This is a genomic window from Clostridium sp. (assembly GCF_029258205.1).
Taxonomy (GTDB): Bacteria; Bacillota; Clostridia; order Clostridiales; family Clostridiaceae; genus Sarcina.
Genome location: NZ_JARHZJ010000056.1, coordinates 1 through 9,288 on the forward strand (window position 1 = coordinate 1; position 9,288 = coordinate 9,288).

The following is a 9,288-nucleotide window of genomic DNA, read 5'->3' on the forward strand; positions in this document are numbered from 1 at the left end:
CATTTGATGTATACAAGGTAGAGAGAACACACTCTTCTGCTGATGTAAAAGATAATTTTGAAGAGTTAGAAGGTAAAGAAGTAAAAGTTGCTGGAAGACTTATGTCAAAAAGAGGTCAAGGTAAAGTTGTATTCGCTGATTTAGCAGATTTAGCAGGAAAAATTCAATTATTTGTTAAGATTGACAACGTTGGAGAGGAAGCTTTAAAGGAACTTAAAACTTTTGATTTAGGTGACTGGATTGCTGCAACTGGAGAAGTATTTAAAACAAAAATGGGTGAGGTTTCAATAAAAGTAACTTCATTTGAATTAATCTGTAAATCTTTAAAACCATTACCAGAAAAATGGCATGGTTTAAAAGATCCAGACCTAAGATATAGACAAAGAGAAGTTGATATAATAACAAACCCAGAAGTTAAAGATACTTTTATTAAAAGATGTCAAATAATAAAAGCAATAAGAGAATTCTTAGATAATAGAGGATTCTTAGAGGTTGATACACCAATTCTTTCACCAATAGCTGGTGGAGCTGCGGCTAGACCTTTCATAACTCATCACAACGCTTTAGATATAGATATGTATTTAAGAATTGCTACTGAGCTATACTTAAAGAGATTAATAGTTGCTGGATTTGAAAAAGTTTATGAAATGGGTAAAAACTTCAGAAATGAAGGGGTTTCAGTAAGACATAATCCAGAGTTTACTGCTATAGAGTTATATGAAGCATACGCTGATTACAATGATATGATGGAAATCATGGAAAACATGATTGCTTATGTTTGTGAAAAAGTAAATGGATCAACTAAAGTTACTTATGAAGGAACTGAAATAGACTTCACACCACCATGGAGAAGAATTACTATGGTTGATGCAGTTAAGGAGTTTGCTGGCATAGATTTCAATGAAATTAAGAGTGATGAAGAAGCTCAAGCTATAGCTAAAGAGAAAAACTTAGAATTCCCTAAACCATTAGATAAGGTTACTAAAGGTGAAGTTCTAAATATGTTATTTGAAGAATATGGTGAAGATAAATTAATTCAACCTACTTTCTTAGTAGATTATCCAGTAGAAATTTCACCTCTTACTAAAAAGAAAAGAGGAAACGAAATGTTTACTGAAAGATTTGAAGGTTTCGTATATGGTAGAGAAGTATGTAACGCATACTCAGAGCTTAACGATCCAATAGTTCAAAGAGAAAGATTTGAACAACAAGCTAAGGAAAGAGAATATGGAGATGACGAAGCATACATGTTAGATGAAGAATTCATGAGTGCTTTAGAAACTGGTATGCCTCCAACAGGTGGATTAGGAATAGGAATAGACAGAATGATAATGTTCTTAACTGACTCTTCATCAATAAGAGATGTTATATTATTCCCAACAATGAAACCACAAAAATAGTTTATATAAAGTAGAAGTTTACTAAAAAGTAGACTTCTACTTTTTTATTTTCTTTGAAGGGAAAAGTCTAAAAAATTCCTAATTGTTTTTAAAATATAAATAAAAAACTATTGTATTTTATTTTAAATATGATATAATGAATTTATAAATGTTCCTCGGTAGCTCAATGGTGGAGCACTCGGCTGTTAACCGATAGGTTGGAGGTTCGAGTCCTCTCCGAGGAGCCATTTTTTTTATCTAAAGTTAATTAAGAAAGAATTTATAAATATATAAGCTTTTGTATGTTTATAAATTCTTTTTTTATTGACATATAATTTAGTTTTGATAAAATTAAGAGTATAATTAAATATGTACTATGATGAAGAAGAGTAGTTTTAAAATCTTTTTTTAGAGAGATAGCGGTTGGTGTAAGTTATTAAAGGTTTAAAATGAAGGGAGCTTTTGAGTACAATTATTTTTTTGAAAGATGAGCTTTTGCTAAAAAGGGTGGAACCGCGGAATTTTATTTCGTCCCTTTGAATGTAATGGCTTTTTTTATTTATATAAAGCCCTTAGGCTGTTAATCTAGATAAGTATTTCTAGCAGTGGATAAACTGTTAGAAATATTTCTCAAGGAAGTTTAAAGTTCTTTATAAAGTGAAGAATTAATATAAAATAAGTTATTTAGTATAAATGGAGGTAATTGTAATGGCAGTAGAAAAAACTATGGATAAAATAGTAGCCTTATGTAAAAACAGAGGATTTATATTCCCAGGTTCAGAAATATACGGTGGACTTGCAAATTCATGGGATTACGGCCCACTAGGGGTTGAATTCAAGAATAACGTAAAAAGAGCTTGGTGGAAAAAGTTTGTTCAAGAGAGCAAATATAATGTTGGATTAGATTCAGCTATATTAATGAATAGAGAAGTTTGGGTTGCATCAGGTCACGTTGGTGGATTTTCAGATCCTCTAATGGATTGTAAAGAATGTAAAGCTAGATTTAGAGCAGATAAATTAGTTGAAGATCATATGACTGCAAACGGAGCAGAAGTAGCTACTGCTGATGGATGGAGTAATGAAGAGTTAATGGACTACATAATTAAGAATAACATAGTTTGTCCTAAATGTGGAAAATTAAACTACACAGATATAAGAAAGTTTAACTTAATGTTTAAAACTTTCCAAGGAATAACTGAAGATAGCAAAAACGAAGTATATTTAAGACCAGAAACTGCTCAAGGTATATTCGTAAACTTTAAATCAGTACAAAGAACTACAAGAAAGAAAGTACCATTTGGTATAGCTCAAATTGGTAAATCTTTTAGAAATGAAATAACTCCAGGTAACTTCACTTTCAGAACTAGAGAGTTCGAACAAATGGAGCTTGAGTTTTTCTGTAAGCCAGGAACTGATTTAGAATGGTTTAATTTCTGGAAAGATAGTTGTTGGAACTTCCTATTAAACTTAGGAATGAAAGAAGAAAACATAAGAATGAGAGATCATGGAGAAGAAGAATTAAGCTTCTACTCAAATGCAACTTCAGATATAGAATACTTATTCCCATTTGGATGGGGAGAACTTTGGGGAATAGCTGATAGAACAGACTATGACTTAAATAAGCATGCTGAACACTCAGGTCAAGACATGACTTACTTAGACCCAACAACAAATGAAAAATATGTACCATATGTTATAGAGCCATCATTAGGAGCAGACAGGGTTGCATTAGCATTCTTAGTTGAAGCTTATGATGAGGAAGAGTTAGAAGGAGCTAATGGAAAGGTAGATGTAAGAACAGTTATGCACTTACACCCAGCTTTAGCACCATTTAAGGCTGCTATATTACCACTTTCTAAGAAATTATCAGAAAAAGCTGATGAAGTATATGCTGAATTAAGTAAACACTTCAATGTTGATTATGATGAAACAGGAAGTATAGGTAAGAGATATAGAAGACAAGATGAAATAGGAACTCCATTCTGTATAACAGTTGACTTTGATACTTTAGAAGATGGATGTGTAACTGTAAGAGATAGAGATAATATGGAACAACAAAGAGTAAAAATAGAAGACGTAAGAGCTATAATAGAAAAGAGCATAGAATTCTAATAAAAGATGGAACCTTAAAAACTTATAAGTTTTTAAGGTTCTTTTTATAAGTTTTTTGAATTATAGACAAGTGTTTTTTTATGATATAATTTATATAAAATTTATTGAAATGCTTTAATGGAGAATGAAATATTATTTATTTAGGAGGTCATTATGAGTATTAGTTTTTTAAATAAAGGAGATAAAATAGGGATAATAAGTTGTTCAAATGGTTTAAGCATAAAAAATAAGAGATTAATAGATGAATTAAAATATAATTTAAAAAGCTTAGATATAGATATGGTTGAAGCAGATACATTATATACAAAAGAATATAATCTTTTTAGTGGGACAGCACTAGAAAAAGCTAGAGCTTTAGAAAAATTATTTTTAGATAAAGATATAAAAATGATTTTTGATATTTCAGGTGGAGATTTGGCTAATGAAGTTCTAGATTTTTTAGACTTTAATTTAATAAAAGAAAATCCTAAACCTTTCTTTGGTTATAGCGATTTAACAGTATTACTTAATGCTATATATTCTCAAAGTGGTATAACTACTTATAATTATCAATTAAGAAATTTAATTGGTAATTTTAAAGAAGAGCAAATGCAAAATTTTAAAAATTCTTTTATAGAAGGCAAAGATGACATATTTAACTTAGATTATGAATGGATAAATGGAAGTTATCTTGAAGGAATAGTTGTTGGTGGTAATATAAGATGTTTATTAAAATTAGCTGGTACAAAATATATGCCTGATTTTAAAGATAAAATATTATTTTTAGAAAGTTTTAGTGGAAATTCAGCTAAGATGGTAACTTATATAACTCAATATAAAAATTTAGGAGTTTTTAATGATGTAAAAGGAATAATATTAGGCGAATTTACTGAAATGGAAATGGATAATTTAAAGCCTGATATAATAGAAATATTAAAGAGAGTTATAGGAGAAATTAATATTCCAATATTGAAAACTGGTGATCTTGGTCATGGTGCAGATGCTAAATGCATACCTATAGGAAAATATTTAATCTTTAAATAAATGACTTTATTAGATTATTTTGATATTATATTATATTATGAAATCAATAAATAATTTTTATAGGTTGTTAAAGAAAGCAGGGGGTTATTAAAAATGACAGTAAATAAGCAAAACTTAAAAGGAGAAGCTTTAAGATGCTTAATGTGCAAGAATCCAAGATGCAAGGCTAATTGTCCAATAAGTACACCTATTCCAGAGATAATAGGATTATTTAAAGAAGATAAAATAAAAGAGGCTGGGGAAATTTTATTTGAAAATAATCCTTTGTCAGTAGTTTGTTCTATAGTATGTCCTCATGAAAATCAATGTAAAGGGAATTGTATAAAAGGAATAAAGGAAACACCAGTAAACTTTAGTGAAATAGAGAGAGAAATATCAGAAGAATTTTTAGATAATTTAAAACTTACTCAAGATACTATTTTAGAAGATAAAATTGCTATAATAGGTGGAGGTCCTGCAGGAATAACAGCTGCATTTATATTAGCTAAAAAGGGATATCAAGTAACGATATTTGATGAAAATGATAAAATTGGTGGAGTATTAAGATATGGAATACCAGATTTTAGACTTTCTAGAGATATAATAGATAAATATGAAGAGGCACTTCTTAAGTTAAATGTTAAAATAAGACCTAACACTTTAATAGGAACAGTTATAACTTTAGATATGTTAAAAAGTGATGGCTATAAGGCAATATTTATAGCAACTGGGGTTTGGAATCCTAAGACTTTAAATATTAAGGGAGAAACTTTGGGTAATGTTCACTATGCTATAGATTATTTAAAAGCACCAAAATCATATAATCTTGGAGAGAAGGTAGTTATAATAGGAGCTGGAAATGTTGCAATGGACGCTGCTAGAACTGCTAAGAGAAATGGTGCAGATACATATGTGCTTTATAGAAAAAGCTTTGAAGATATGCCAGCTACTAAGGCTGAAATAGAAGAGGCTAAGGAAGATGGCGTAAAATTTGAACTTTATAAAGCTCCTTTAGAGATTTATGAGGATGGTATAAAATACATAAAAACAGAGAGAGTAATTTCTGAAGATGGAAGATTATCATTTAAAACATTAGAAGGTAGTGAAGATGTGTTTAAATGTGATTCAATAATAGTTGCAATAAGTCAAGCTCCTAGAACTAACATAGTATCAAGTAGCAAAGAGATTTCAACAGATAAATATGGCTTAGTAGTAACTGATAAAAAAGGAATAACAACACTTAAAGGAGTTTTTGCTTCAGGAGATGTTGTAAGTGGTCCTAAGACTGTAGTTGAGGCAGTTTCAAATAGTAAAAAGGTAGCATATGCTATAGATGAATTTTGTAAAAACAACTAGAAATTAGTTAAGTTTAATATTGTAATTAAATACTTTATAAGACTGTAGGGAAATTTGCATAAAAATAATTTTCTTTACAGTTTTTTATACTTAGCTAGAAATTTAAAACTCTAGAGTTTAATTTAGATTTTTCTAAATTGTTCTAGAGTTTTACAAATAATATTTATATATTTTTTAGATAATATTTATTAACGAGTTTTAGGTTTAAATCCATTAGCTCTAAAACCAGGTCCATCAGAAACTATTCTACCTATACCTCTAATTTTTCCTGAAATACATCCTCTACAATGAGCAGGTGTATCGCCTGTACATATTTTACCTGGATATAAAGCATAAAGTTTTCTATATTCACCCTCAGTAACGTTAGGCATTACTACATTTGCTCCACACTTAAGAGCTATTACCCTTCCTTGTTTATTTAATGTTTCCATAGCTGTTGTTGCAGGGATATTTATATCAGGTAAAAGTAATCTAACTATGGCCATTACTTTTAGGGCTAGTTCAAATTGTCCACCTTCAGCATCTTTTAGTGGAGTATCTTCATTTGGAATAAATGGTCCTATACCATTCATATCTACATCAAGTTCTTTGAAGAATAAAATATCATCAGCTAAGGATTCTATTTTTTGACCTGGAAGACCAACAAGACATCCGCTTCCAACTTCATATCCAAGTTTTCTTAAGTTTTTAAGACATTGGATTCTATTTTCGTGACTCATACCTGGATCAAGTTCTTCATATAATTCTCTATCTGTTGTTTCAATTCTTAAAAGGAATCTATCAGCACCAGCTTTTTTTAACATTTCATATTCTTCAAAAGGTCTTTCGCCTATACTTAATGTTAAAGCAACTCCTAATGATTTAAGATCTTTAACTATAGGAACTAAACGTTCAATAGTATAATAATCATCTTCACCGCCTTGAAGAACTAAAGTTTTATATCCATATCCAACAGCTTTTTTTGAAAAATCTATAATCTCTTCATGAGAAAGTCTATATCTATTAAGGTTTTTATTATCTCTTCTAAGTCCACAATACATACAGTTTCTTTTACATATGTTAGTAAATTCTATAAGTCCTCTTAAATGTACTTCATCACCAAGATATTTTTTTCTAACTTCATCAGCAGCTTTAAAAAGTTCTTCATTAATAGAATCATCTTTTAATAATGCTATGATTTCATCTCTTGAAAGTTCATGAGTTTCTTTTGCTTTTTGTATAATAGTATTCATATTAATCCTCCTAATTAATTTGGGTATAAGGATTTTGGATATTAAAAATTACTCTTTTTATCCTAAAATAATTATTAATTATAATTTAACAATCTATTTTAAACAATATAGTTAAAAATAGATTAATAATTTATTATAACATGAACATTTTTAGAAAAGCACCACTAGAACAAAATAGAAGAACTTTGAATAAGTTATAATAATATGGAATGGAAAATTCCATAGTGTTATAATTAGAAAGAAATGGGATAAAATTTATAAAGAACCATTATTAATATTGGTAAAAATTTTGGAGGCCACATAATGAAGAGAGACTTTAATGATTTTAAAGAATTTATAAAGGGAAAAAATGTAGCAGTTGTAGGAATTGGGGTAAGTAATATACCTCTTATAAAGTTTTTAGTTAAACTAGGAGCTAAAGTAACTGCTTTTGATATGAAATCAGCTGAAGAATTAGGTGAAATTTCAAAAGAATTTGAAGTGTTAGGAGTAAATTTAGAACTTGGAAAGAGTTATTTAGATAGGTTAACTGGATTTGAGGTTGTATTTAAAACACCATCTATGAGAATAGACAGTGAAGCTTTAGTAAGATGTAAAGAACAAGGTGCATATATTACTTCAGAAATGGAGGAATTCGTAAGGTATTGTAAAGCTAAAGTTTATGGGGTCACTGGTAGTGATGGTAAAACAACAACTACAACAATCGTGTCTAAGCTATTATCACAAGAGGGATATAAAACTTGGACAGGAGGAAATATAGGTACTCCGTTATTTTCAAACATAGAAGAAATAAAAGAAGAAGATAAAGTTGTATTAGAATTATCAAGTTTTCAACTTATGACTATGGATGCTGAAATTGATGTAGCAATAGTTACTAATATAACTCCAAATCATTTAGATATGCATAAAGATATGCAAGAATATATTGATGCTAAGAAAAATGTTTTTAAATATCAAAGAGAAAATGATCTTTTAGTAATTAATGATGAAAATGAAATAACTAAAAATTTAGATAAAGAAGCAAAAGGAAAAGTTGTTAGATTTAGTTCAAAGAAAACAGAAGGAGAAGATGCATACTATAAAGATGGAAAGTTATATGTTCATGGCAAAGAAGTATGTAAAAAAGATGATATAGTAATAAAAGGAATGCATAATGTAGAAAATTATTTAGCTGCATTCTTAGCTGTCTATGATGCTGTATCAATAGAATCAATGAAAAAGGTAGCAGAAACTTTTGCTGGCGTTCATCATAGATGTGAGTTTATAAGAGAAGTTGACGGTATAAAATATTATAATGATTCTATAGCATCAACTCCAACAAGAACTTTAGCTGGATTAAAAGCTTTTGAAAAACCAGTTATACTTTTAGCAGGAGGATATGATAAACATGTACCTTTTGAGCCTTTAGCTTATGAAGGATATGAAAAAATAAAAGCGATAGTATTATTTGGAGTAACCAAAGAAAAAATAAAAGCAGCCTTTAAGAGATTGGAAGAAGAAAAAGGAATTCATGTTCCAGTATATTTAGGAGAAAATTTAGAAGAGGTAGTAAGTATAGCTAGGTCAATAGCTGAAGATGGAGATGTAATAACACTTTCACCTGCTTGTGCAAGTTTTGATATGTTTAAAAACTTTGAAGTAAGAGGAAATAAGTTTAAGGAAATAGTCAATAATCTATAATGAAATAAATTATATTTTTAAAAGAGTCATGTTATAATTTTAGCTTAATTAGTTCTATGGAATTATCAAAGCTAAAAAATAATATGGCTTATTTTTATTTAAATTTTAAATTGTTTATATGTATAAAATATAATTTAGTAGATAATAATATATATGTATATTATGAAATATATAAAAAACGCAACCTGGAGTATCAATAGTTGAATTTTAAACTAAATGGAAGAAAAGTTAAGTATTCAAAGAATATTTTAGCAAAAAGTTATTGTTTATAATAAAATATTAATGCTTATGATGATAAGATAAATCTCGTCGCTGAGAGACATAGAAACAACTTAACAAAATAAATTAAAAGTTTTGAAAAAAAGTTGTTGACAAAGTTTCGAAGTGATGATAAACTAAAAAAGTCGCTTGAGAGCGACAAAGAAATGGTCTTTGAAAATTAAACAGAAGATATTAACATAAACCAGCAATTCTTTTATAAGTAATATGAGTATAGATTAAACTTTTAAATTGAGAGTTTGATCCTG

General features: G+C 28.8%; 6 protein-coding genes, 1 tRNA gene and 1 other annotated feature. Of the genes, 6 read left to right on the forward strand and 1 reads right to left on the reverse strand.

Translation table 11 applies throughout. The features are described from left to right. The 5 genes from lysS to Q1J60_RS07550 form a co-directional block, all read left to right on the forward strand. A partial coding sequence (gene lysS, locus Q1J60_RS07530) for a lysine--tRNA ligase (protein ID WP_300260334.1) occupies positions 1 to 1,400 on the forward strand: 1,400 nt, incomplete at its 5' end. A 152-nt stretch (positions 1,401 to 1,552) separates the two neighbouring features. Beyond that, positions 1,553 to 1,627, forward strand: a tRNA-Asn gene (locus tag Q1J60_RS07535). 119 nt (positions 1,628 to 1,746) lie between these two features. Continuing rightward, positions 1,747 to 1,918 (forward strand) — a binding site (T-box leader). Positions 1,919 to 2,087: 169 nt separating this feature from the next. Then, positions 2,088 to 3,491 (forward strand): glycine--tRNA ligase, encoded by a 1,404-nt coding sequence (locus tag Q1J60_RS07540; RefSeq protein ID WP_300260337.1) that lies wholly within the window; start codon positions 2,088 to 2,090, stop codon positions 3,489 to 3,491. 153 nt (positions 3,492 to 3,644) lie between these two features. Next, positions 3,645 to 4,514: a S66 family peptidase gene (locus Q1J60_RS07545; RefSeq protein WP_300260340.1), complete on the forward strand. Its 870-nt coding sequence runs from the start codon at positions 3,645 to 3,647 to the stop codon at positions 4,512 to 4,514. 93 nt (positions 4,515 to 4,607) lie between these two features. Then, positions 4,608 to 5,849: an NAD(P)-dependent oxidoreductase gene (locus Q1J60_RS07550; RefSeq protein ID WP_300260342.1), complete on the forward strand. Its 1,242-nt coding sequence runs from the start codon at positions 4,608 to 4,610 to the stop codon at positions 5,847 to 5,849. 188 nt (positions 5,850 to 6,037) lie between these two features. Here the strand turns inward: Q1J60_RS07550 and hydE are convergent, their stop codons facing one another. Further along, a complete protein-coding gene (hydE, locus tag Q1J60_RS07555) occupies positions 6,038 to 7,081 on the reverse strand; it encodes a [FeFe] hydrogenase H-cluster radical SAM maturase HydE (RefSeq protein WP_300260345.1) in 1,044 nt (347 codons plus the stop codon). A 303-nt stretch (positions 7,082 to 7,384) separates the two neighbouring features. On the opposite strand from hydE, the gene murD reads away from it, so the two are divergent. Then, positions 7,385 to 8,761: a UDP-N-acetylmuramoyl-L-alanine--D-glutamate ligase gene (gene murD, locus Q1J60_RS07560; RefSeq protein ID WP_300260348.1), complete on the forward strand. Its 1,377-nt coding sequence runs from the start codon at positions 7,385 to 7,387 to the stop codon at positions 8,759 to 8,761. The last annotated feature ends 527 nt before the right edge of the window (positions 8,762 to 9,288 follow it).